Origin of the sequence: Chryseobacterium gambrini, from assembly GCF_900156825.1 — a bacterium.
Taxonomy (GTDB): Bacteria; Bacteroidota; Bacteroidia; order Flavobacteriales; family Weeksellaceae; genus Chryseobacterium; species Chryseobacterium gambrini.
Map to the genome: position 1 here is coordinate 88649 of NZ_FTOV01000006.1, position 23768 is coordinate 112416.

23 protein-coding genes and 1 riboswitch are annotated in these 23768 nt (G+C 36.7%); of the genes, 14 read left to right on the forward strand and 9 right to left on the reverse strand.

Annotation, left to right across the window (positions count from 1 at the left end):
- The first annotated feature begins 1 nt into the window (after nt 1).
- The 3 genes from BW951_RS12555 (at nt 2) to BW951_RS12565 (ending at nt 3731) form a co-directional block, all read left to right on the forward strand.
- The gene (locus BW951_RS12555; RefSeq protein ID WP_076393288.1) at nt 2–1936 is read left to right on the forward strand and encodes a transglutaminase-like domain-containing protein; all 1935 of its coding nucleotides are present in this window, start codon (nt 2–4) and stop codon (nt 1934–1936) included.
- Nucleotides 1937–2014: 78 nt separating this feature from the next.
- Nucleotides 2015–2836 carry an RsiV family protein gene (locus tag BW951_RS12560; protein WP_076393290.1) on the forward strand — a complete coding sequence of 274 codons (822 nt, stop codon included), beginning with the start codon at nt 2015–2017 and terminating at the stop codon, nt 2834–2836.
- 43 nt (nt 2837–2879) lie between these two features.
- On the forward strand, nt 2880–3731 hold the full coding sequence (locus BW951_RS12565) for a diacylglycerol/lipid kinase family protein (protein WP_076393292.1): 852 nt from the start codon (nt 2880–2882) through the stop codon (nt 3729–3731).
- A 201-nt stretch (nt 3732–3932) separates the two neighbouring features.
- Here BW951_RS12565 and BW951_RS12570 read toward each other — a convergent pair whose 3' ends face one another.
- Both BW951_RS12570 and ggt read right to left on the reverse strand, forming a co-directional pair.
- Entirely contained in the window at nt 3933–5213 is a 1281-nt protein-coding gene (locus tag BW951_RS12570; protein WP_076393294.1) for a dicarboxylate/amino acid:cation symporter, read from the reverse strand.
- Between the two features lie 271 nt (nt 5214–5484).
- Complete coding sequence (ggt, locus tag BW951_RS12575) at nt 5485–7170, reverse strand: gamma-glutamyltransferase (RefSeq protein ID WP_076393296.1); 1686 nt, start codon at nt 7168–7170, stop codon at nt 5485–5487.
- 91 nt (nt 7171–7261) lie between these two features.
- Between ggt and BW951_RS12580 the strand changes: the two genes are divergently transcribed.
- Together BW951_RS12580 and BW951_RS12585 are read left to right on the forward strand one after the other, a co-directional pair.
- Entirely contained in the window at nt 7262–8227 is a 966-nt protein-coding gene (locus tag BW951_RS12580) for an NAD-dependent epimerase/dehydratase family protein (RefSeq protein ID WP_076393298.1), read from the forward strand.
- Nucleotides 8228–8312: 85 nt separating this feature from the next.
- Nucleotides 8313–9065 (forward strand): polysaccharide deacetylase family protein, encoded by a 753-nt coding sequence (locus tag BW951_RS12585; RefSeq protein WP_076393300.1) that lies wholly within the window; start codon nt 8313–8315, stop codon nt 9063–9065.
- Nucleotides 9066–9130: 65 nt separating this feature from the next.
- On the opposite strand, the gene BW951_RS12590 is transcribed toward BW951_RS12585, so the two are convergent.
- Complete coding sequence (locus BW951_RS12590) at nt 9131–10336, reverse strand: metallophosphoesterase (protein WP_076393302.1); 1206 nt, start codon at nt 10334–10336, stop codon at nt 9131–9133.
- Nucleotides 10337–10404: 68 nt separating this feature from the next.
- On the reverse strand, nt 10405–11472 hold the full coding sequence (locus BW951_RS12595) for a 3-oxoacyl-ACP synthase III family protein (RefSeq protein ID WP_076393304.1): 1068 nt from the start codon (nt 11470–11472) through the stop codon (nt 10405–10407).
- Nucleotides 11473–11575: 103 nt separating this feature from the next.
- Between BW951_RS12595 and BW951_RS12600 the strand changes: the two genes are divergently transcribed.
- The 8 genes from BW951_RS12600 (at nt 11576) to BW951_RS12635 (ending at nt 17881) form a co-directional block, all read left to right on the forward strand.
- Nucleotides 11576–12145 carry a hypothetical protein gene (locus tag BW951_RS12600; RefSeq protein WP_076393306.1) on the forward strand — a complete coding sequence of 190 codons (570 nt, stop codon included), beginning with the start codon at nt 11576–11578 and terminating at the stop codon, nt 12143–12145.
- Nucleotides 12146–12148: 3 nt separating this feature from the next.
- Nucleotides 12149–12880: a bifunctional demethylmenaquinone methyltransferase/2-methoxy-6-polyprenyl-1,4-benzoquinol methylase UbiE gene (gene ubiE / locus BW951_RS12605; RefSeq protein WP_076393308.1), complete on the forward strand. Its 732-nt coding sequence runs from the start codon at nt 12149–12151 to the stop codon at nt 12878–12880.
- A 3-nt stretch (nt 12881–12883) separates the two neighbouring features.
- Nucleotides 12884–13666, forward strand: a complete 783-nt coding sequence (gene porT / locus BW951_RS12610; RefSeq protein WP_076393318.1) for a type IX secretion/gliding motility protein PorT/SprT — start codon at nt 12884–12886, stop codon at nt 13664–13666.
- A gap of 138 nt (nt 13667–13804) precedes the next feature.
- Nucleotides 13805–14107, forward strand: a complete 303-nt coding sequence (locus BW951_RS12615) for a hypothetical protein (RefSeq protein WP_076393320.1) — start codon at nt 13805–13807, stop codon at nt 14105–14107.
- A complete protein-coding gene (locus tag BW951_RS12620) occupies nt 14107–14397 on the forward strand; it encodes a cell division protein ZapA (RefSeq protein ID WP_076393322.1) in 291 nt (96 codons plus the stop codon). Before BW951_RS12615 ends, BW951_RS12620 begins: the two co-directional genes overlap by 1 nt.
- A gap of 239 nt (nt 14398–14636) precedes the next feature.
- The gene (gene rny, locus BW951_RS12625) at nt 14637–16202 is read left to right on the forward strand and encodes a ribonuclease Y (protein ID WP_076393324.1); all 1566 of its coding nucleotides are present in this window, start codon (nt 14637–14639) and stop codon (nt 16200–16202) included.
- A gap of 80 nt (nt 16203–16282) precedes the next feature.
- Nucleotides 16283–17524 (forward strand): MFS transporter, encoded by a 1242-nt coding sequence (locus BW951_RS12630; RefSeq protein WP_076393326.1) that lies wholly within the window; start codon nt 16283–16285, stop codon nt 17522–17524.
- 168 nt (nt 17525–17692) lie between these two features.
- Nucleotides 17693–17881: a hypothetical protein gene (locus BW951_RS12635; RefSeq protein ID WP_076393328.1), complete on the forward strand. Its 189-nt coding sequence runs from the start codon at nt 17693–17695 to the stop codon at nt 17879–17881.
- Between the two features lie 250 nt (nt 17882–18131).
- Here the strand turns inward: BW951_RS12635 and BW951_RS12640 are convergent, their stop codons facing one another.
- From BW951_RS12640 to BW951_RS12660, 5 genes are all read right to left on the reverse strand, one after another.
- Nucleotides 18132–19073: a YeiH family protein gene (locus tag BW951_RS12640; protein ID WP_076393330.1), complete on the reverse strand. Its 942-nt coding sequence runs from the start codon at nt 19071–19073 to the stop codon at nt 18132–18134.
- A 302-nt stretch (nt 19074–19375) separates the two neighbouring features.
- A complete protein-coding gene (locus BW951_RS12645; RefSeq protein ID WP_076393332.1) occupies nt 19376–20257 on the reverse strand; it encodes a LysR family transcriptional regulator in 882 nt (293 codons plus the stop codon).
- A gap of 93 nt (nt 20258–20350) precedes the next feature.
- The gene (locus tag BW951_RS12650; protein WP_084196430.1) at nt 20351–21655 is read right to left on the reverse strand and encodes a voltage-gated chloride channel family protein; all 1305 of its coding nucleotides are present in this window, start codon (nt 21653–21655) and stop codon (nt 20351–20353) included.
- Between the two features lie 30 nt (nt 21656–21685).
- Nucleotides 21686–21753, reverse strand: a riboswitch (Fluoride riboswitch).
- A gap of 13 nt (nt 21754–21766) precedes the next feature.
- Nucleotides 21767–22639, reverse strand: a complete 873-nt coding sequence (locus BW951_RS12655; protein ID WP_076393334.1) for a sugar phosphate isomerase/epimerase family protein — start codon at nt 22637–22639, stop codon at nt 21767–21769.
- A gap of 1 nt (nt 22640) precedes the next feature.
- Nucleotides 22641–23108 (reverse strand): acyl-CoA thioesterase, encoded by a 468-nt coding sequence (locus BW951_RS12660; protein ID WP_076393336.1) that lies wholly within the window; start codon nt 23106–23108, stop codon nt 22641–22643.
- A 120-nt stretch (nt 23109–23228) separates the two neighbouring features.
- Here BW951_RS12660 and BW951_RS12665 point away from each other — a divergent pair, with 120 nt between their 5' ends.
- Nucleotides 23229–23576 carry an arsenate reductase family protein gene (locus BW951_RS12665; protein ID WP_076393338.1) on the forward strand — a complete coding sequence of 116 codons (348 nt, stop codon included), beginning with the start codon at nt 23229–23231 and terminating at the stop codon, nt 23574–23576.
- The last annotated feature ends 192 nt before the right edge of the window (nt 23577–23768 follow it).

Sequence of the window (23768 nt, forward strand, 5' to 3'; positions counted from 1 at the left end):
CATGAAAAAAATATTTCTAGTGGCTTTCTGTTCAATGAATTTGATATTTATTGAAGCTCAGAAGCATGAATTTCTTAATTATCCTAAATTTAATGATGCAGATCTTTCAAAGCAGAAATCAGCGCTGGATGAAAATGCACCTGCCGAAATTTTATTCAAATCGCTGCATTTCAGCATTGATAATAATACCGGAAATCTTGTGAAAAAAACTTTTTATAGGGTGAAAATTTATGATAAGGACAAAGCAGAAGACTGGTTGAATCTTGAAATTCCGTTATACCAAAGCGGAAGCGATCAGGAGACCATTTCTAAGGTAAAAGCTTTCACGTACAATCTGGAAAACGGTACTTCCGTAGCTACAAAAGTTGATAAAAGTTCAAAATATAAAAGTAAAGAGAGCAAATATGTCTCCATCACAAAATTTGCATTCCCGAATGTAAAAAACGGCTCTGTTATCGAATACCAGTATGAAGTGACTTCTCCGTTTCTCTATGTGGTTCCGGAAATCATGATTGAAACAGATACACCGTCGTTATACACGGAATATGTTTTAGACAGCCCTTCAAATATTGCCTATAATGTGAATTACACAGGTTTTCTTACTCCTAAATATAGAGAAGTCGATGAAAGAATGATGTACGGAATGAATTACAGAACGTACCGCTTCGGATTTGAAAACGTAAAAGGATTTAAAACAGAAAAATTTGTAAATAACGACCGAAATTACAGAACCAAAATTGGTGCAGAGCTTCATTCTACAAACTTCAGAGAACTTAAATTGTATTCTTCGTCGTGGGAACAGATTAAGCAGAGGTTGTATGAAAATGAAGATTTCGGAGGAGAATTAAAGAAAACAAGACTGGCAAAAGACAATATGCCTGCAAATATTTCAGGAATTTCAGGAGAGATAGAAAAAGCCAATGCTGTTTTTGATTATGTAAAAAATACCTTTACATGGAACAAAGACAGAGGAATTTATACAGAAGACGGTATCAAAAAAATGCTGGAAACAAAAACCGGAAATGCGGCAGAAATCAACCTTTTTCTAGTCATGATGCTTCGTGAAGCCGGAATTAAAGCAGATCCGCTTACGATTTCTACGGTGAGCAACGGTTTTATTAACATCGCTTCACCCAATGTTTCCAACATGAATTTTGTAATTGCTGCTGTTCAGACAAAAGATGGCTTTCATTTGTATGATGCGACTTCAAAGCAGTCTTCGATCGATCAGTTACCGCCAAGAGACTGGAACCAGTTCGGAATTTTGATGAATAAAGACAAAGTTCAGCAATTATCCATGATCAATGCAAAAACAAGTTTTACCTATCTTACGGCGGAGGCAAAAATTAATGCAGACGGAAGCATTTCGGGAACCTATTCCGATAAAGACACAGGAACGTATGCTATTTTTGCAAAAGAGAGCTATGACGATAATGCAGAGAAATACAAAAAGCAGTATAAAGATAATTTTGCGATAGACTTTACCAATATCGATTCAAAAGTACATGAAAACGGTGATTTTGAAAGCACCATGAAGTTTTCTTCCGAAAATTTAATCGACAGGATCGGAAAGAAAATGATTATCAATCCGATGTTGTTTTTAAATAAAAACTCAAATGAATTCGATCAGACAGAAGAAAGAAAATACCTTATCGATTTTACTTCGCCGTTCACAAGAATTAAGAAAATAGTCTTGGAAATTCCGGAAGGATATGCCATTGAAGAAATGCCGAAAAACAAAAAAATCGTAACCGACGATAAAGAAATCGAATACAGTTATATTGCTGAGCAAAAAGGAAACAAGATCGAAGTAATTTCCACCACCAAAGTTAAGAGTCCGAATTATGAGAAAGAATATTATCCGGCTTTTAAACAGATTTGGGGAGTGGCTTCCAAACAGGAAAATCAGGTCATCAGTCTTGTAAAAAAACAGTAATTAAATTTTTTTTCAAAAATAATCTCAAACCATTCATTATTTGAATGGTTTTTGCATTGAAGAAGGAAAATCAGAATTATGAAAAATACCATTGCGGTCTTAGCACTTTCAACTTTCTTTGTCTTTTCTGCCTGTAAAAAGACGGAAAGCAATAATATAAATGAAACAGAAGTTGCAGCTCCCGAAAAGTTTACAGTAGATTCCGTGAAAATCAGCGATTCGACTAAGCTTAGCGATTCTTTAACCGTTAAATATACTTCCAAAATGTTGCTGTTCCCGACCGTAAAGGATAAAAAATTATTAGACAGCATTTATTTTACAGAAAAAAATATTGGCGATTTTTCCAGAGAAGGATTGCTGAATTACCTTCAGAAAAGCAAAAACGAATATTTTAATAACATCAGAAAAGATTCAAAAGACTGGATTTCAGATATTTCATTTTCTCAGGAATGGTATTCGGATACGGGAATGAAAGTAAAATCCAATATCAACGATTATCTGCAGATAGAATACTTTTGGGCTTCATATGAAGGCGGAGCGCACGATAATTATGGTTATTCCGAAAGAGTTTTTGATCTTCAAAACAATAAAAAATTAGAATTAAAAGACATCACTTCCATGCCGAAAGAAAAACTGGAAGCCCTTTTAATGAAAAATATCAACAAAACCAACAGCGGAACAACAGATGATAAAGGAGAAGTTAATAATTCTGAAATGCTTTTGGTAGACAAAATTCCGGCAACGGAAAATTTTTATTTCGATGACAAAAACCTGTATTTCCATTACAGTCCGTACGAAATTACAGCTTTTGCAGCAGGAGATATTATAATCCCTGTTTCCTGGACAGAGCTTAAAGGAACTCTTACTCCAGAATTTATGAAAAGAATGAAAATTAAATAACAATCATGCTTCCACATCGGGAGCATTTTTTATTTTTGCACTAATGGAAAAAGTCGCTTTCATCATCAATCCTTTTTCGGCGAAAAAAAATTATCAGCCGTTTCTTAACGAACTGAAAGCAAAGGTGAAAGATCCTTTGTATTACATCTCGGAATCCATTCCCGGAACCGATCAGTTTATTCAGGATCATTTTAATGATGTTGATATTTTTGTAGCCATTGGAGGCGACGGAACCATTTCTACCGTAGCCAGAAATCTCATCAACACAGAAAAAATTCTGGCGATTTTTCCGGCAGGTTCCGGAAACGGATTTTCCAACGAAACCCAGTTCAGCAAAAATCTGGACGAACTGCTGGAAAAGATCAGAACCAAAAATTCCAGAAAAATTGATACGTTCACAGTAAATGAAAGACTTTCCATTAATGTTTCCGGAACCGGATTCGACGGTAAAGTCGTAAAGGAATTTGAAAAAACAACGCGGGGATTTAAAAACTACATCAAAGTTTCCTTTAAAACTTTTTTCAGCTACAAGCCAATCAAACTGAAGTTTTTTGACGAAAAATACAAGCAGTACAACGGGAAATATTTAATGGTGAACATCGCCAACACACGACAGTTTGGAAACAACGCCTACATCGCACCTCATGCAAGTAAAAGTGACGGTTTGGTAGATATGGTTCTGGTCAAAAAATTTCCTTTCTTCTATTCCATGCTTTTTGCGTTCAGAATGTTTACCAAAAAACTGAAACAGGACGATTACATTACTTATTTGCCTGTTTCCGAAATAGAATTTAAGGTGAATACCAAAAACTGGCATCTCGACGGAGAATTCAACAAAATAAAATCTCCGGTTCATGTAAAAGTTAAGCCATCAAGCTTAAGAATTTTAATCTAAAAACCGTCATTCCGGTAAAAAAGGAATTGTTATCTATTTAATTTTAGGAGCTGTTTCGCGCTTTCGCTACTCGCTTTTTTTGGATTCGGCGGCTGCGAAGCAGCCGCCGAATCCAAAAAAGAGCTCAGACACGCCGCTCAATCGCGGCTAAAATGGCAGTCATTGTAAAACTAAATCTGTTTCAGATTAAACAATGTCAGGCTAAACTTCCAGCTTTTTTTCCACTTCATTCGGATGATCCAGACAATAGTGCAGTTGCTCTTTATCCAGTTGCTTTTCCCAGTTGGCAACCACTACCGTTGCAACAGAATTTCCGATTACGTTGGTTAAAGCACGGCATTCACTCATAAACTTATCGATTCCCAAAATCAGCGTCATTCCGGCAATCGGAATTTCAGGAACCACCGCTAATGTTGCTGCTAAAGTCACAAATCCCGCTCCCGTAACTCCGGCTGCACCTTTAGAACTCAGCATGGCAACCAAAAGAAGAATGATCTGTTTTTCAATTGGAAGATGGATGTTCAGAGCCTGGGCAATAAAAAGCGAAGCCAGCGTCATATAAATATTGGTTCCGTCGAGATTGAAAGAATATCCTGTAGGAACCACCAAACCGACAATCGCTCTTGAACAGCCTGCTTTTTCAAGCTTTTCCATAATTCCGGGAAGTGCAGATTCTGAAGAACTCGTTCCTAAAACCAGCAAAAGCTCCTCCTTCAGATAATACATCAGCTTAAAAATATTAAAACCGTTGTACCAGGCGACAGCGCCTAAAACCAAAACCACAAACAATGCAGAAGTTATATAAAACGTTCCCACCAAAAAAATCAGATTCAAAACCGAATGAAGTCCGTATTTTCCAATGGTAAAAGCCATCGCTCCAAAAGCTCCGATCGGCGCCAGTTTCATCAGCATATGCACAATTTTAAAGACCGGAGTAGAAAGATCCTGTAAAAAATCCGTTACTTTCTGGCTTTTTTCTTTCGTTAAAACCAAAGCTACGCCCATTAAAATAGCAACAAGAAGAACCTGCAGAATATTATCTCCAACCAACGGACTGAACAGCGTTTCCGGAATAATATTCATAATAAAACCCGTTAAAGTCGTTTCATGAGCTTTTTGCTGATACTGAGAAACATCACCCGAAAGGGTAGAAGGATCAATATTAAGACCATGACCCGGCTGTAAGATATTTCCTACCACCAAACCGATAACCAATGCCAACGTTGAAAACGTAAAGAAATAAATCATCGCTTTAACCGCAATTCTGCCCACTTTTTTAAGGTCAGTCATGTGCGCGATTCCTAATGTGAGGGTAATGAAAATCACCGGAGCAATAATCATTTTCACGAGTTTGATGAATCCGTCGCCCAAAGGTTTCATTTTTTCACCAAGTTCAGGATAAAATCTTCCTAAAAGAATTCCTGCAACAATCGCAATAATAACCTGAAAATAAAGCTGGTGGTAAATCTTTTTTGCTTTCACAAGAATATTGATTTTAAAAGCCGAAAATTAGTGAAATTTGCTCTAAAATAATGACAAATGTCATGAATAGTTTCGGCTCGGGCGAAGCCCGAGCCGAAACCAAAATTATTTTAAATTTTTATATAATTTTAATGAAGCAAGAATCTCAAAAAACGGTCTCAAAATTCAGATTATTTTTACTCTTGCCATTCTGACGAAGGAAGAATCTCAAATAATCAGTCAATTAAGATGTTTTAAGTCAGCTTTTTTAGCTTAACTACAAAAACTTCACCTATTCCACTGCAACAGAATCGTCACCACGACCATCTGCAACTGCATGAATATTTCCGTTGTCATCAATCAGAATCATTTCTGTTCTTCCGATCTGGTTCCATTTTTCAGACTTATACCCTAATTTTTCCAGATCCTTAATCGTGGTTTCAGGGAAATTCTTTTCAAAAGCAACCGTTTCAGGAAGCCACTGATGATGAAATTTCGGAGCATTGACAGAAATATTAGCATTCTGCTTAAAATCGATCACATCAACAATAGCCTGATAAACAGAAGTCGGAATCGTCGTTCCTCCCGGAGTTCCGACTACCATGTAAGGTTTTCCGTTTTTCAGAACAATCGTTGGAGTCATCGAAGAAAGCATCCTTTTATTCGGCTGAATGGAATTTGCCTCTCCGCCAACCGCTCCAAACATATTCGGGACACCCGGTTTAATGGAAAAATCGTCCATTTCATTATTTAAGAAAAATCCCGCACCCGAAACGACAACCTTACTTCCGTAATAACCATTCAAAGTAGTGGTTACCGCTGCTGCATTTCCATCCTTATCAATAACGGAAATATGAGTAGTCTCTGTAGATTCTTTCGGTTGTTTTGTTATTTTTCCTACTTCTGCACTCGGTGTTGCTTTGCTGAAACTGAAGCTTTTCCAGCGGTTTTTCAGATATTCGTCAGATATCAGATAAGAAGTTTTATCCTGAATAAAATCCGGATCGCCCATATATTCCGCTCTGTCTGCATAGGCTCTTCTTTCGGCTTCCACCATCACCTGAACAGCCTGTGTAGAGTTTTGCTGATATTTTTCCAGATTTTCATAAGCTGCCATTTTCAGCATTTGCGCAAGAAGAAGTCCGCCGCTTGAAGGCAAAGGCATAGAAACCACCTGATTTCCTTTGTAATCAAATTCAAGTGCTTTTCTTTCGGCAACTTTATAATTTTTAAGATCTTCAGAAGTAATAATTCCGTTTCCTTTTTTCATTTCAGAAACCAGAAGTTCAGCTGTTTTTCCTTCGTAAAAGCCTTTTAGACCTTGTTTCTGAATCAACTTTAACGTTTCAGCCAAATCCTTCTGAACTAAAAGATCTCCGGCTTTCCAGGGAATATCTTTAACAAAAACAATGGAAGACTGATTGTGCTTCTGGAAATTTTGTTTGTTGTTATTCAGTAAGTTAGCTTCCTGTTCGGTAATCGCAAAGCCTTTTTCAGCAAGATCAATGGCGGGCTGAATTAATTTGCCCATCGGAAGTTTACAGTATTTTAAAGTAGCAAAAAAACCTGCCACACTTCCCGGAACACCAACCGCTAATCTCCCGTTTTGGGAAAGATCGGTATTGGCTTTACCGTTTTTGTCGACGTACATATCGCGGCTTGCTTTTTTAGGCGCCGTTTCACGGTAATCGATTGTGAATTTTTCGCCATTGTTTTTTACGCCAACTAAAAATCCGCCTCCGCCGATGTTTCCTGCCTGCGGATAAACAACGGCAAGTGCATATTGTGTGGCAACAATAGCATCATAAGCATTTCCCCCCATTTTCATCACTTTTGCTCCTGCTTCGCTCGCCAACGGATGCGCAGAAACAACCACTCCTTTATTTTTAACTTTCACCTCCTTCACAATAGTAATATCTGTGTATTGTGCTGAAATTGTGGTAGAAAATAAAATAAGTGAAACAATAATCTTTTTCATTTACAAAATTTATATTCGAATTTACGATTTTGTTTTAAGATAGGGTCTAAAATATTTACTTTTGCTTTCGATCAACAAATAAAAGTTAAAAATGAAATCCCACACGGAAAGAATACTTATTACAGGTGCTTTAGGACAGATCGGCACCGAGCTTACAAACAGACTTGTTGAAATTCACGGAGCAGAAAATGTAGTTGCTTCGGGGCTCGACAGATGGCAAAAAGGAATTACCGCGGCAGGTCATTATGAAAGAATGGATGTTACCAATACCCAATTGGTAAGACAGGTGATCAAAGACTACGATATTACTACCGTTTATCATTTGGCTTCATTATTGTCGGGTACATCAGAAAAGCAACCGATTTTTGCATGGAAACTAAATCTGGAGCCTTTGCTTCATTTTTGTGAAATGGCAAAAGAAGGACTTATCCAAAAGATTTTCTGGCCGAGTTCCATTGCGGTTTTTGGAAAAGGAATTCCTAAAGAAAATGTGGAGCAGGATGTGGTTCTAAATCCTACAACGGTTTACGGAATTTCTAAAATGGCGGGTGAGAAATGGTGCGAGTATTATTTTGATAAGCATGGAGTAGATGTAAGAAGCATCCGTTATCCGGGATTGATTTCATGGAAAACTCCTGCAGGTGGTGGAACTACAGATTATGCTGTTGAGATTTTTTATGAAGCCATCGAAGAAGGAAAATACACAAGTTTTATTTCCGAAAACACAGGAATGCCGATGTTGTATATGGATGATGCCATTAACGCAACCCTGAAATTAATGGATGCTCCAAAAGAAAATCTTACCGTAAGATCTTCTTATAATTTGGGCGGAATGTCTTTCACTCCAAAAGAACTGGCGGAAGAAATTAAGAAAGAAATTCCGGAATTCGAGATCGATTATAAACCGGATTTCAGACAGGCAATCGCAGATTCATGGCCAGCTTCAATTGATGACTCCGTAGCGAAAAAAGACTGGGGATTAAGCTATGATTTCGGGATTTCTGAGATGACTAAAGACATGATTAAAAATTTGAAAATCAAATTAGCTAAAAATTAATTTACTTCAAGTTTTAATTTAAATAAGAATTATTTTAACATCTGATTTTTAATTTATTATAAAAATTATCTAAAATTTAGTTTAAATGATATTGTTCACATTTAACATTCTGAATATTGAAGCTGACTGCAAAAAACAGCAGTTTGTTTCCGATGAAGAGAGGCTGAAAATTTCAGAGGATAATACAAAAGCAATACTTAGAATTTTAGACATTCATGATGTTAAAGCAAGTTTCTTTGTAGAGATTTCTATCGCTCAAAAACTTCAGAATTTAATAAAAGCAATTTCATTCCAAAGGCATGAAATTGCTTTTTATAATAAAAATTCTACCCTTCAGGAAATTGAAAATGCTAAAAAATTTACTCAGGAATTTTTAGAAAAACAGATTCGCGGAATTCGTCAGAAAGACATCAAAGTTCCTCAGGAAGATTTAAAGTTGCTGGAATTTAATTACGTTTCCAATATAGATAATGCCAACATTCTTTTTCCTTTCAAACGTCTGAAAAGAGATACGCAGATTAATGAGGAAGACGGATTGAGTATTGTTCCGGAAAGTATTTCTCCTTACAGTCAGCTTCCGTATAACGATTTTGTATTTCAGATGCTTCCGATGGAGTATTACCAGAGTATGGTTTTCGAAACCCTGAAAAAGGATGATTTCGTTCTGATCTATCTTAATTCATGGCAGTTTACAGATTTTCAGAAATATCCGTTTGATATTCCCTTTTACAGAAGGCTGAATTCAGGCAAAAAAATGGAGGACAAATTAGATGCCCTCCTGAGTTGGATCAACGAGAAAGAAATGGCTACTTCCCGTATGAAAGATTATATTTTTTAGCTTGCAGGAATTAGGTTGTACAGTTTACTAAAAACCTTAAACCAAAAACGCTAAACTTTAATTTTTTAAGCCAGTTCAAAAAGCGTAATCTCCGGTAAAACGCCGACTCTTCCGGGATATCCCAAAACTCCGAAACCTCTGTTTACATACAGCATTTTTCCTTCGCTTTCATATAAATCTGCCCATTTTGGATATTTATACTGAACAGGAGACCATTTTACGTTTTTCAGATCCAAACCAAACTGCATTCCGTGGGTATGTCCTGAAAGCGTTAAATGAACATTTGCAGGGTGTTTTTTCACCACATAATCAAAATGGGTAGGATCGTGGCTCATTAAGATTTTAACGGCAGATTCCGGAACACCTTTTAAGGCATCATCTAATCTTCCAAATTGCGGAAAAGGTTTCAGTCCCCAGTTTTCAACTCCTAAAATGTATATTTTTTCTCCGTTTTTTTCAATAATTCTGTGTTCGTTCCGAAGCATATCAAAACCGGCCTGTCTTTCGTAATCAATTAAGGTATCAAGATTTTTCTTTTTGGCTTCCGGAGAATCCCAGCTCACATAATCTGCGTAATCGTGGTTTCCGAGAACGGCAAATTTTCCGTCTTTTGCTTTGATTTTTGAAAACAGGGGAATGAAGGGTTTGAATTCTTCGGCTACATTATTCACCATGTCTCCCGTAAAAAGAACCAGATCGGGATTCTGTTCGTTGATTAAGTCAATCGCATGCTGAAGCTTTCCCGGATCCGCAAAACTTCCACTGTGAACGTCTGAAATCTGTACGATTTTATATCCTTTAAAGCTTTTGGGAAGATTCGCAAAATTCATTCTTACCCTTCTTACTTTGTGGCGGTATTTTCCAAATGTAATTCCATCGATAAAGAGAGCTGAAAGAACGCCTCCCAAACCTAATCCCATGATGCTTAAAAACTTTCTTCTTTCCGGGAAAAAGTTCTCCGATGGTCGGGTAAGTCCGATAAGATAACTTCCGGTTCTGAAAATATCATCGATTAATAAAAACAAAACAATGAAAATTTTAGGCAAGATAAAAACCAGAAATAGCGAAATCATAATCTGTGCGCGCATCATGCTTCGGTCGGCTCTGCTGAAGTGAGAAACTTCGTAAGCGAAAAAGCCGTAAACCGCCAAAGAAATGATACAATAGCCTATTTTGATCCAGTTATTGTCTGTTAAGGTTCTGATCGCCTGGTAAATATAAATTTCCAGAAAAAGAAAAACTGCCGCAATGATAAAAAAGTTTCTTTGCATAACTAAGTTTAAAAAAAGCACAAAGAATTAATTTCCCTGTGCTTTCTTATATTTTAAATTAAATATTGTTAAGGAAATCTGTAAACGATAGCATTGATGTTCATTCCGGCACCTACCGAAGTCATGACAATGTTACCTTTTTCTTTAAACGATTGACCCTCCATTTTTCCTTTAATTATTAAATCAAACATGGTAGGAATTGTGGCTACGGAAGAATTTCCGAAATCCTGAATCGTCATTGGAGAGATAGAATGATCGTAATCTTTCACATTATAAAGCTTGTGAAGTCTTTCGATCATCGCATAATCCATTTTTGCATTTGCCTGATGGATTAATATTTTGTTGATATCTTCAATAGACAGACCTGCGTCTTCAATGGTTTCTTTTATTGCAGCAGGAACGTTTTTCAATGCGTATTCGTAGATTTTTCTACCCTGCATTCTTACGAAAATACGGGTCTGGTCAGAATCTTTGTTGATGGATGGTCCGTTGGCAAGATAATCCAGTTCCACACCGTTATCGCAGATTGTATTGTGAGCAATAATTCCTACATTTTCCTGATCTGTAGCCTGTACCACAACAGCACCGGCTCCGTCTGCGAAGATCATTCTGTTTCTGTCATGCGGATCTGTTACTCTGCTTAACGTTTCAGCGCCGATTACCAAAATAGTTTTAGCCACTTTAGCTTTAATTAAATTATCTGCTAAAATCATTGCTTCCACCCATCCCGGACATCCGAAAAGCATGTCGTAAGTAACACATTTTCTGTTCTTAATGCCCAGTTTGTTTTTTACTCTCGCTGCCATTGTCGGCATGAAATCTGCGTATCCGTTTACGGTAACTTCTCCAAAATTACTCGCGTAAATGATATAATCCAGTTCCTCCTGATCTATTTTTGCATCTGCAATAGCAATTTTTGCAGCTTCGTAACCGATTTTTGAGTTGGAAAGATCATCTTCTATGAATCTTCTGTTTTCTATCTCTGTAATTTCTACAAATTTTGAGATCGTTTCCTCAGCAGGCTTGTCAATCTTCACCCCGTCTTCTGAATAAAACTCTGAATCTAGAAAAAAGTCTCTTCCGATAATTCTGCTGGGAAGATAAGATCCAGAACCAATAATGATCGTATTCGGCATTCGTTTATATGATTTTTTTTAAAGATGCAAAGTTAATAATTAATATTAATAACAGAGAATTAAAAATATTACTAAATTTGCAAAAATTGTACTTTACAATCTTATGAAAAACAATCCTTCTTTAAAAGGCTTACTTATTGCAGTTGTGGCGTTTATCGTAGCTTTTGGGATTTATTTCCTTTTTTTAGCCAAAAAAAATTACTACGTAGTAGACAATCCTACGCCATATACATTTTACTACAAAATCAATAACGGTTCGGAAGGTGTAATCGCCGGAGGACAGACGGTTTCTGTAGACCTTAATCAGGGGAAAAATTCTATAAAAGTCTTCGACAGAAATAAAAAACTGTTGTTTGATTCAGCTTTTGAAGTAAAGAAAATAAGAGGTCTTATTAATATTGCTCATCAGGATTATTACATTAATGATCAGTATTATGGGTATAATCTTAAAAAAGATTCATTACTTTTGGCATTGGATAAAACGATCATCGACGGAAAACCTTACTTTGGAGGCGCAAGACGTTTCAGTAAGCTGTTTACCGATGATTTTTATTATAATGTAGACGAAGATTATGATAAGATTATCAAAAATATCCAGAAGGTAGAATCGAGATCGAAGATCTTCAGAAAGCAGGATTACCTTAATTATTATAACGAATATTACAAGTTTTAAGTTTTGACAAAAGATATTACCAAAATTACGCCTTACAATACCGACGCTACTAAAAAGAGTCAGGTAGAAGATATGTTCGACAATATTGCACCGAAGTATGATCTTCTGAATCGTGTTTTATCCATGAAAATTGATGTGATGTGGAGAAATACACTGGTGAAATGGATGAAAAAAGACAATCCGCAGGAAGTGCTGGATGTGGCTACAGGAACAGGCGATCTGGCGATTGCTGTGGAAAAAGGAACCGGCTCTAAAGTAATTGGTTTAGATTTATCGCAACAAATGTTAAATGTTGGCGTTATTAAAATAAAAAAACTTAAATTAGACGGCAAAATTTCCATGCAAAAAGGAGATGCGGAGAAGTTACTCTATGAAGATAACAGATTCGACGCAGTTTCCGTTGCATTCGGAGTAAGGAATTTTGAAAACCTTACCAAAGGTTTGGCAGAATTAAGAAGAGTAGTTAAAGATAACAAGAGTGTTTATATACTGGAGTTTTCAAAGGTTGAAGGGTTTATGGGACCATTGTATATGTTTTACTTTAAAAACATTTTACCTGCAATTGGCAGACTGGTTTCCAAAGATAACAGGGCGTATACATACCTTCCGGATTCTGTAAATGCTTTTCCTTACGGGGAAAAGATGAGACAAATTCTTTTAGATACAGGATTTAAAAAAGTTGAATATAAAAAACTAAGTTTAGGTATAGCCACAATTTATAAAGCAACAAAGTAACCTATGAATAAATTTTTATCAAGAGCACTGGTTTTAGCCTCAGTAAATGTTGCAGTTTTAGCAAACGCGCAATTCAGAACCCGAAACAGAATGGATAAGTTGGAAGACTTTGACGAGCAGAAATTCAGTTGGGGTTTTTATCTAAGTGGTAACAGACTAGACTACCGTATTGTTCTCAATCCAAGATATGGGATGTATAACAATCAGAATCTTGTTACATCTAAAGAAAGCTACAGTTTCGGTGCAGGTTTAATCGCAAAATGGAGGCTGAATGACTTCCTGGATGTAAGATTGGAACCGGGGTTACAATTTGGGCAGAGACAGCTTACTTTTAATACGCAGACCAACGACCAGTATGCTGCAGGTACTTTGACGAACGATCCTTTTATCCCGATGAAATTAACGGATAAAGACAGAATAAGAGATATTAAAACTACTTTAATAGACATTCCTGTATTATTGGAATTCCACGGAAACAGATGGTACAACTCCAGACCTTATGTTGCAACCGGGGTAAACTATATCGTAAACCTTCAGTCTAATGCAACTTCTACAGACGACAATATGCAGCAGGTTTTCAGATCTACTACGCATAACTTTGCATGGTCTGCAGAAATGGGAATTCAGTTTTATTTCAATAAATTTAAACTGACTCCTGCCGTAAGAGGAACTTTCATCATGAACAACGAGATTGTGGCAGATAACGCAACAACACCGCCTTACTGGACTTCTGCAATGTCTACTTTACAGACAAGAGCAATCTTCTTTGTACTGAAATTCGAATAAAAATTTACTATAAAATAGATCAGGGAGATGCATTTTGTGTCTCCTTTTTTGTTTCAGGGCAAAATATAGACCGTTTTATTTTTGTTAGTATTAATATTTTGTTATTTTTGCTAATAGTTAGAATATACAAAACCTGAAATGCTTCAAGATTTAGAAAACAATTTTTCAGAATTAGAAAAAAAGATTTTGCAGTTACAGAAAAATTACAAAAATCTTAGTGAAAGATTCTCGGAATTAAATGTTGAGCATGACGAACTGAAGAAGAAATATGATGAAGAAAGAAGAAAAAATCAGGTATTAGCAGAAGAACAAAAAAATATAAAACTTTATTCGGCAATATCAGGAAATCCTGAACATAACCGACTGATGAAAAACCACATCAACAGGTTGGTAAAAGAAATAGATTTCTGCATTGCGCAGCTTCAAAACAGTGGATTATAATGGAAGTAAGAAGAATAACCATTAATATAGCCGGAAGAGTATATCCGCTGAATGTACCGGCAGCAGAGGAAGAAACCCTGCGTAAAGTCGGGAAGCAGATAGAGAATATGATTAAAGATTTTGAACAGAATTTCGATGTGAGAGACAAACAGGATGCTTTGGCGATGTGCGCCCTGAAATTGGGAACCAATGCCGAAGTAGTGTCTGCGAACTACGATAAAACAATACAATCTACCAACGAAAGATTAGCGAAAATTAATCAGTCGTTGAATAATGAAACAGGGAAATAGATTTTTTTCCCGAAAAAGCTGCCTACAATAATTCTAACACATTAAAGGTAAACTCAACGCTAAACAATTACCGAACAAATGTCCATTGAATGGCGTGCCGGTTCTCCGGATTACAGACAGTGGAAATCAGTTCAAATCGTGTTGATTAGGAGTTTACTCTCAATCTCTGGATTATTGTGGGCTTTTTTTATGTAAAATAATTAAAAGAATATGAATACAATTAAAACTCAATATAAATTATGATAGAAGTTATAATCGGCGTTGTTTGTTTATTAATCGGTGCGGTTGCAGGGATATTTTTCTCCAAAAGCTCATTGAATACCAAAGCAAAATTTATTATAGATGATGCACAGAAAAATGCCGAAAACCTTATAGAAAAAGCCAATGTACAGGCTGAATCCATAAAGAAAGAAAAGAACCTTCAGGCGAAAGAAAAATTTCTTGAACTGAAATCTCAGCACGATGCAGACATTCAGGCAAGAGAAAAGAAAATGCAGGAAGTAGAAAAAAGAATCAAGGATAAGGAGCACAAGCTGAATGATGAGCTTAGCAAAACCGGAAAACTTGAGAAAGATTTGGATAAGCAAATCGCTGATTATGCTAAAAAAACAGAAATCTTAGAAAGAAAACAGCATGAACTGGACGTTGCAACCGCTAAAAAAGTTGAAATTTTAGAAAAAATTGCCAACTACACCGCTGAAGAAGCAAAAGCAGAATTGGTGGAAACCATGAAAGCGGAAGCGAAAACTAGAGCTCAGGCGCACGTTCAGAGCATCATGGAAGAAGCGCAGCTTAATGCAAAAAGCGAAGCAAGAAAAATCGTTATCCAGACCATTCAGAGAATCGGAACAGAACAGGCAATCGAAAATTCAGTTTCTGTATTCAACATCGAATCGGATGAGGTAAAAGGAAGAATCATCGGTAGAGAAGGTAGAAATATCCGCGCTCTGGAAGCCGTTACAGGAGTGGAAATTATTGTAGACGATACTCCGGAAGCAATTCTTCTTTCATGCTTCGATCCGGTAAGAAGAGAAATCGCAAGATTATCCCTTCACAGATTGGTAACAGACGGAAGAATTCACCCTGCAAGAATCGAAGAAGTTGTAGAAAAAACAAGAAAACAGATCGAAGAAGAGATCATTGAAGTAGGAAAAAGAACGATCATCGATTTAGGAATCCACGGATTACACCCTGAATTAATTAAAATCGTAGGTAGAATGAAATACCGTTCTTCTTACGGACAAAATCTATTACAGCACTCAAGAGAAGTGGCAAATATCGCGGCGACAATGGCGGCTGAATTAGGCTTAAATGTAAAATTAGCAAAAAGAGCAGGTCTGTTACACGATATCGGTAAAGTTCCGGAGCAGGAATCTGAACTTCCTCACGCTTTATTAGGTATGCAATGGGCAGAAAAATACGGTGAAAATGCAGAAGTTGTAAATGCCATCGGAGCACACCACGATGAAGTGGAAATGACTTCACTATTGTCTCCGATCATTCAGGTTGCTGATGCAATCTCAGGAGCAAGACCGGGAGCAAGAAGACAGGTTCTTGAATCATATATCCAAAGACTGAAAGACCTTGAATCTGCAGCATTAAGTTTCGATGGAGTTTCTTCGGCTTATGCAATTCAGGCAGGGAGAGAGTTAAGAGTAATGGTAGAAAGCGGAAAAGTAAATGATGAAGTAGCTTCTCAGTTATCGTACGACATCTCAGAAAAAATTCAGAACGAACTTACTTATCCGGGACAGGTAAAAGTAACGGTAATCAGAGAAACGAGAGCTGTGAATATTGCGAGATAAGAATCAGAAAAAGATAATTCATAAAAACCTTTCAAGAAATTGGAAGGTTTTTTATTTTTAGCAAAATTTAAAACTCCAAAATGCAAGAACTTTCCACATCTTCAAAACTGAAGTACATTTTTTCCATTCCTGTTATCATTTCTGCGTTAGGCTACTTTGTAGATATCTACGACTTACTTTTATTCGGGATCGTAAGAATTCCAAGTTTAAAAGCTTTAGGGCTGAATCCCGATGTCGACGGAACGTTTATTCTTAATGCACAGATGATTGGTTTACTCTTGGGCGGAATTTTCTGGGGAATTTTCGGAGACAAAAAAGGAAGACTTTCCGTTTTATTCGGTTCTATTTTAGTCTATTCTTTGGCGAATATTGCATGTGGATTTTTACCGTACTTCCCCAAAGAACATTTGCTGTATCAATATGCGGGATTAAGATTTATCGCAGGGATTGGACTCGCCGGAGAACTCGGAGCAGGAATTACCCTTGTTTCTGAAAGCCTGCCGAAGAATTTAAGAGCGATCGGAACGTCCGTTGTCGCCGGTTTCGGACTAATGGGAGCCGTTGTAGCCCAGTTAACGGTAGAATTAGCAGGAGGATGGAATATTTCTTACATCATCGGTGGAATTCTCGGAATTTTACTTTTATTTCTCAGAATCAGCGTTTCCGAATCCGGAATTTACAAAACTATAGAACACCAATCTGTCTCCAAAGGAAATTTCCTGTCGTTTTTCACCAATAAAGACCGTTTAATACGATATTTAAAATGCATTGCAATAGGATTACCAACCTGGTTTTGCATCGGCATTCTGGCGGTTTTAGCCAACCAGTTTGCTCCGGAACTGGGAATTGAAAATCTTAACCCCGGAAAAGCCATCATGTGGGCGTATGTCGGGATCTCTGCCGGAGATTTGGCGAGCGGATTCATCTCACACCTTTTAAAATCCAGAAAAAAGGCAATTTTTTATATGTTGGTTTTTACCGTCATTGGCGTTGCCATCATGCTTTTCGGAAATACGAATACCGAAACGAAATACTATATTTTCTGTGTCTGGCTCGGACTCGGAACAGGATATTGGGCAATGTTTGTCACTTTAGCTGCAGAACAGTTCGGAACCAACATCAGAAATACGGCAACCACCACCGTTCCGAATATGGTGCGCGGATTGGTTCCTGTAATGATCTTTGGTTTCGATTTTTTCAAGAAAGATTTTTCAGTTATTGTAAGTGCTGCAATAGTCGGAATCATTGTTTTCGGGCTGGCTTTCTATTCTTCCTTAACGGTTTCGGAAACCCACGACAGAGATCTGGATTTCACAGAATAAATAATAGCTGTTTAAGAAATAATACAGTCGTTTTTTCGTTACTAACTTTAATAAGGCTAACAAAATAAATAAATTATCAAAATTAGTATTAAATTATGCTTTGAATAATGAATATTTGTTTAACTTTGAAAAGTAACTAAAATTGTATAATCTCAAAACCAAATCACTATGCAAAATTTTTTGAAAAATGCAACAAAACTAAAAAAAGCCGATCTTAAAAACATCACTGGAGGCGTAAGCGGAAAACCGGATCTGTCAAAATGCGGATGCAGTTGTTCAGGATCTGTAACAGGACCGTTCTATTGCGTTCAGTACATCGCTTGTCCGCAGGTTTATACCTGCAACGAAGCTATATAAGAAATTATTTCAACTGAAATAAACATTTCCACATTTAATACGCAAAAGCCTTTTGGGACCTTCCAGAAGGTTTTTGTATTGATGGAAGTTATTAAAATTAAATATAAAATTTCAGGAGCTTTTTCTCGCTTTCCGCACTCGCTATTTTTGAGATTTGGCTGCGGCAGCGAAGCTGCCGCAGCCAAATCTCAAAAATGAGCTCAGACAATTGCTCCAATCGAGGCTAGGATATCAGGATTTCTTACAAATATCAGTCAAAATTCAAAATATACAGCAGACTTTCGGTACTGATGAAAATCCATAGAAAAACAGCCAAAGCAAGAGGTTTAAAACCAATGGTCTTCAAAGTTTGTACAGAAAGCGTAGAGCCGATAAAAAACAACGTTAAGTTTAATCCAGCCTTCGCTCCAACTGTAATTCCGGAACTTAGCTGACTGAAAAAAGGAAAATACGTATTCAGCAAAATAGCCACAATAAAATAACCGATAAACCATGGAACTTTCACTTTAGATTCCTTGCTTTTAAAAATAAACATCGTGATCACAGAAACCGGAATAATCCACAATGCTCTGGCTAACTTTACCGTAGTAGCGATTTTAAGCGCTTCATTTCCGTATTTTCCTGCCGCTCCTACTACAGAACTCGTATCGTGAATTCCGATGGCGCACCATAACCCGAACTGTTCCTGTGTGAGATTCAGCAAATGACCGATGGGCGGATAAATAAACAGAGCAACAGAATTCAGCGTAAAAACAATAGCCAGAGCCAGTGAAATCTGTTTTGTGTTAGGTTTAATGATGGGAGAAGTTGCAGCAATGGCACTTCCGCCACAAATGGCGGTTCCCACAGAAATAAGATACGACAAAGGTCTTTCAAGCTTAAGGAATTTTCCGGCAAAATACCCCAGAATCATCACTGTAAAAATACTGATTACCGTTAGAATCAACCCCGATTTTCCCGCTTCAAGAGCCTCATCAAGCTTTAACCCGAATCCAAGACCTACAATAGAAATCTGCAACAATAGATGAATATACCGGTGCAGACTCTTTTCAAAAGGATTTCCGAGAAAAACCGCCAGTACAAATCCCAAAAGCAATGCAACAGGCGAAGAAACAATAGGAGTGAGGCATACAACTGCCAGTAATATGAAGATTATTTTCTTTGATCTTTCATTGGAGATAAAGCTTTTCATTGATGGGAATTTTAAATTGATGGTTCAAAATTCCGACAATTATCATTACAAAGTAAATTGCATTTTGTTATAGCGCATAACTTTAAGTTATAATGTTTGTTCAAACTAATTTTGAATTTAACCGCAAGAGGTACAAAATGCTGTAGGGGGATATTTTAAGTATTTCAAAATCTGCAAAGAAAAAAATCAAAGCTTTTTTTAACTTATGTGTTCTTTTTTCATTAAGTATTAAACTTAAATGACTAAAGTGTTAAAATCTTTTGCGGTAAAAAAGTGTAAACAGTTTTATAATTGTAAGCCGTTTAAATCTGATGGGTAAATTTTAAAAACAGGCGGATCAGTTCAGATTGTTCACCTTTTGGAAGAATAAAATGAAAATTTCTTTCAATACTGAAATTTTTAATATCAATAATCGTTAATTGATTGTTTTCCAATTCATTTAAAACAGTGCTAATCGAAAGGAAAGCCAAAGCATCTGAATGCAAAAGATATTGTTTAATACTTTCGCTGCTTCCCAACTGCATTACAACATTCAGATTTTCAATAACAATTCCTTTTTCCTTCAATCTGTTTTGGATAAACTCCAGAGAACCGGAACCCTGTTCTCTTAAAATCAATTCCAGTTCGTACAGATCTTTAACATTCAGCGTTTTATTGGCTAAAGGATGATTCGTTTTTGCAACCAGAACAATTTCATCGGCTTTAAACTTCTGATAATCAAAATAATTAGACTGAGATTCCCCTTCAATAATTCCGAGATCAATTTTCCCGTCTTTCAGCAGTTCGGAAATCATTTCCGTGTTGTGCGTAATCAGTTCAATTTTAATGTCTTTATAATAAGATTTGAATTTGGCTAAAATCTCCGGTAAAATATATTGGGCAATGGTTGTACTCGCTCCGATAATCAGTTTTCCCTGATGTTTCTGATTGATCTGATGGATTTCAAACTCCAGATCGCGGTAAATATTTCTGATCTTTTCGGCATATTCAAACAGAATTCTCCCGCTTTGCGTCAGTTGAATAGAAGTCCCTTTTCTGTCAAATAGTTTGGTATTTAATTGATTTTCAATTTCTTTAATGTGCTTTGTAACGGCTGGTTGGGAAATATTCAGTTCTTCCGAAGCTTTGGTAAAGCTTGATCTTGATGCTACGGTATGAAAAACTTTTAATCTGTAATCAAACATTGTGATTGTTGGCTTTTAGTTGACGGTTGATCGCTTTTTAATTATAATAAAATTACAGCATTAATAGCTGACAAATATCAACTATAAACGACTCTACAAATCCGAGAAATTTTTATCCTCAAGATGCTCAAATCTGCTGTTTTTGGCTTCACCGATCTTTTGTTTTGTATAAATACTGTTATTCCCTGAAAATAAATAAGATACAATGCATGAAATCGCAACATAGATTCCGCATTCTGCTCCAAACAATTCAATTCCCATGAGCATACATGCAAGCGGAGTGTTGGTTGCGCCTGCAAAAACAGCCACAAATCCCATTCCGGCGAGCAAACCAAACGGAAGCGGAATAAATAATGACAATGCACTTCCCAATGTCGCTCCGATAAAGAAAAGAGGAGTCACTTCACCGCCTTTAAATCCTGCTGAAAGCGTAACGATGGTAAAAATCATTTTGAAGGCAAAATCATAAAGCGGAAGCTGTTTTTCGAAAGATTCTACAATGGTCGGAATTCCCAATCCGATGTATCTTGTAGTTCCCATTGCGAAAACGGCAACAGCAACAATAATTCCGCCGACAACCGGACGAAGCGGAGGATATTTTATTTTAGATTTGAAGACAAAACCCGTAAAATGAATCATCCTGCTGAAAGCTGCCGCACAGATTCCAAAAATGATTCCTGCCAAAACACTATACAAAACAGGCAGAAACTCAAGTTTTGGAATAAGATCGATATGATAATGCGTATGTTTTGCTTTCCATAAATTGGTGACAAGATCAGCCAAAACAGCCGAAGTGAAAGCCGGAAAAATAGCATTGTATCGAATTCTCCCGATCAGAAAAACTTCAAGCCCGAAAACCGCTCCGGCTAAAGGCGTACCGAAAACAGAACCAAAACCCGCGGCAATAGCCGAGATCAGCAAAATTTTTCTGTCATTTTTATCAAGTTTCAGGATTTTTGTCAGTTGATCGGAAATCGCTCCCGCCATTTGAAGAGCAGTTCCTTCACGACCTGCAGAACCTCCGAAAAAATGCGTGACCATTGTTCCTAAATAGACAAAAGGCGCCATTTTAAAAGGAATAATTTCTTTTGGCTCCAGAATATTTTCCAACAGCAAATTGTTTCCCGCTTCCACATCTTTTCCGAAATAATGATACAAAAGTCCCGTTAAAAATCCTCCAACAGGCAAAAATGCAATCAGCCAGAGATGATTTTCCCTGAAATCGGTTGCCCATTGCAGTGATTTTAAAAATCCGGCGGAAGCAGTTCCGACTAAAATCCCGATAATAAGACTGATGAAAAGCCATTTCAGAATGTAAGGGAGAGCCGGATATTTTCTGAAGAAAAAACCTGTGTAAAATTTTATTGTACGGTTTAAAGTTCGTTGATGTTGAGACATAATTTTCCTGATCAATTACTGTTAATAATCTTTTAATCAGGCGTCATCAGCTTTTGAAAAGCGGTTGGGTAAGGAAGAACACCATTTCCTTTTGTACTGCAAAGATAAAAATTATTTTAAAAAGAAATCATTTTTCAGCATGTAATTTCGGCTTATCGTGATGCTTTCAAACATATTTTTATCGCTGGAATCCTGTTCCAGAAACCAGTGTTGAAGTCCTGCTTTTTCTCGGGCACCGAAAATTCTTTTAAAATCAATAATTCCGTTTCCGATTTCTGCAAAATCCTTTGTTCCGGCTTTCATATCTTTTACGTGCCACAATGGAAATCTTTTGGGATACTTTTCAAAATAAAGTAACGGATCGATACCTGCTTTTGAAATCCAGTATAGATCCAGCTCCATTTTTACCAGATCGGATGAAGAATTTTCCAGAATAAAATCGTAAACAGTTCCGGTTCCATCAAATTTTTCAAATTCAAAATCATGATTGTGATAAGCAAACTGGATTCCTGCCTTTTTTGTTATTTCTCCTGATTTGTTAAGCAGTTCCGGTAGTTTTTTATAGTTTTCCAGGGTTCTTTCTTCAGGAAAAAGGTAAGAACAGACCATATATTCTGAACCAATAAGATGTAAATCTTCAACGGTCTGTTCCCAATTGTTGGTTAATGTTCCTTTCTCATGATGAAGAATTCCCGTTGTGTGATGTGAACTGATTACTTTTAAACCGACATTTTTTAAGATGCTCTGAAATTCATTCCTGCTTTTTCCGAAAAAAGTTCCGTTGTAGCCGTAGATTTCAAGCTCTTTAAAGCCTAATATTGCCAGTTTTTCCAAAGCTTTTTCGAGGTTTTCTGAAACAGAATCACGAATTGTATAAAGCTGAATTGCCAAAGGTTTTCTGTTGCTTTTAAAGTTAGAAATTCCGCAGGAATATAATCCTAAAAATCCCAACGAGGAAATCTTTATAAAATCTTTTCTCTGCATTTTACAGGAAAGGTTTCATTTCGTTTTCTATCTGTGTTCTCAGTTCCATGAGACGTTTTGCATACTGTTCCTGCTGTTTTTCCTCTTCCGTTTCAGGAATCCATTTGGGAACCGGAAGTTTTTTCCCGTTTTCGTCTACGGCAACAAATACAATGATGCAGTGTGTTTTCTTATCAAAATTTGGCTGTTTCAGGTTTCTGGAAAATACGTTGATGGAAATATGCATACTTGATGATCCTGTGTAAATTACCTGAGCTTCCACTTTTACGATTTCCCCGATTTTAATAGGATCATAGAAACGGATTCCTCCTACATATACCGTTACTGAATAATTTCCGCTCCACGTTGTTGCGCAGGCGTACCCTGCCTGATCGATCCATTTCATCACGCTTCCTCCATGTACATTTCCGCCGTAGTTGACATCTGAAGGTTCTGAAATAAACTGAAAAGTGATCGGTTTGTTGTCCATTTTGATAAAATTTCAATAAAGGTATTCAATAATTTTCAAAACGGTAGATTAAATGCTACTTTTGATAACGGTAAACTTATAAAGTTTCCATTTAACATTAGAAAAAACTTAGAACTCTAAATGAAAAAAGTATTTTATCTTAATACATGCGATACGTGCAGAAAAATTTTAGGACAATTCAATCTTAAGGACTGGGAACTTCGCGAAATTAAAAAACAACCGATTACCCAGGATGAATTGGAAGAAATGCACAAACATGCAGGATCTTACGAAGCTTTGTTCAGCAAAAAATCTACTCAGATCAAATTAAGGGAACTGGATCTGAAATCTTTGGGAGAAGAAGAGTTTAAAGAACTATTGCTGGATCATTACACCTTTTTGAAACGTCCGGTTTTTCTTACGGACAAAGAAATTTTTATAGGAAACGATAAAAAGAATTTGGAAGCATTAAGGGGATTTTTTAATTAAAGTAAGTCGCCTTAAATCAAAGTTTTTAAGAAAAGGGAGATCATTTTACATGAAAAAGCTGAATTCCGGTAATTACAACGGCTATTTTAAATGCTTTTATATTAATCGGGGCAGGACATGGCTTAGGGATTCTGCTCATTTATGAAATTTTAAGTCCGCAATTTATTTTGTCGGATGCGAATGCTTTTAACT

Coding starts and splice junctions, on each gene's coding strand:
- BW951_RS12645 (WP_076393332.1), bottom strand. CDS start 20,257: ATGTTTGATTACAGATTAAAAGTTTTTCATACCGTAGCATCAAGATCA.
- BW951_RS12615 (WP_076393320.1), top strand. CDS start 13,805: ATGCTTCAAGATTTAGAAAACAATTTTTCAGAATTAGAAAAAAAGATT.
- BW951_RS12640 (WP_076393330.1), bottom strand. CDS start 19,073: ATGAAAAGCTTTATCTCCAATGAAAGATCAAAGAAAATAATCTTCATA.
- BW951_RS12620 (WP_076393322.1), top strand. CDS start 14,107: ATGGAAGTAAGAAGAATAACCATTAATATAGCCGGAAGAGTATATCCG.
- BW951_RS12585 (WP_076393300.1), top strand. CDS start 8,313: ATGATATTGTTCACATTTAACATTCTGAATATTGAAGCTGACTGCAAA.
- BW951_RS12595 (WP_076393304.1), bottom strand. CDS start 11,472: ATGCCGAATACGATCATTATTGGTTCTGGATCTTATCTTCCCAGCAGA.
- BW951_RS12600 (WP_076393306.1), top strand. CDS start 11,576: ATGAAAAACAATCCTTCTTTAAAAGGCTTACTTATTGCAGTTGTGGCG.
- BW951_RS12560 (WP_076393290.1), top strand. CDS start 2,015: ATGAAAAATACCATTGCGGTCTTAGCACTTTCAACTTTCTTTGTCTTT.
- BW951_RS12590 (WP_076393302.1), bottom strand. CDS start 10,336: ATGCAAAGAAACTTTTTTATCATTGCGGCAGTTTTTCTTTTTCTGGAA.
- BW951_RS12580 (WP_076393298.1), top strand. CDS start 7,262: ATGAAATCCCACACGGAAAGAATACTTATTACAGGTGCTTTAGGACAG.
- porT (WP_076393318.1), top strand. CDS start 12,884: ATGAATAAATTTTTATCAAGAGCACTGGTTTTAGCCTCAGTAAATGTT.
- BW951_RS12565 (WP_076393292.1), top strand. CDS start 2,880: ATGGAAAAAGTCGCTTTCATCATCAATCCTTTTTCGGCGAAAAAAAAT.
- BW951_RS12660 (WP_076393336.1), bottom strand. CDS start 23,108: ATGGACAACAAACCGATCACTTTTCAGTTTATTTCAGAACCTTCAGAT.
- BW951_RS12650 (WP_084196430.1), bottom strand. CDS start 21,655: ATGTCTCAACATCAACGAACTTTAAACCGTACAATAAAATTTTACACA.
- BW951_RS12665 (WP_076393338.1), top strand. CDS start 23,229: ATGAAAAAAGTATTTTATCTTAATACATGCGATACGTGCAGAAAAATT.
- BW951_RS12655 (WP_076393334.1), bottom strand. CDS start 22,639: ATGCAGAGAAAAGATTTTATAAAGATTTCCTCGTTGGGATTTTTAGGA.
- BW951_RS12555 (WP_076393288.1), top strand. CDS start 2: ATGAAAAAAATATTTCTAGTGGCTTTCTGTTCAATGAATTTGATATTT.
- BW951_RS12635 (WP_076393328.1), top strand. CDS start 17,693: ATGCAAAATTTTTTGAAAAATGCAACAAAACTAAAAAAAGCCGATCTT.
- BW951_RS12630 (WP_076393326.1), top strand. CDS start 16,283: ATGCAAGAACTTTCCACATCTTCAAAACTGAAGTACATTTTTTCCATT.
- rny (WP_076393324.1), top strand. CDS start 14,637: ATGATAGAAGTTATAATCGGCGTTGTTTGTTTATTAATCGGTGCGGTT.
- ggt (WP_076393296.1), bottom strand. CDS start 7,170: ATGAAAAAGATTATTGTTTCACTTATTTTATTTTCTACCACAATTTCA.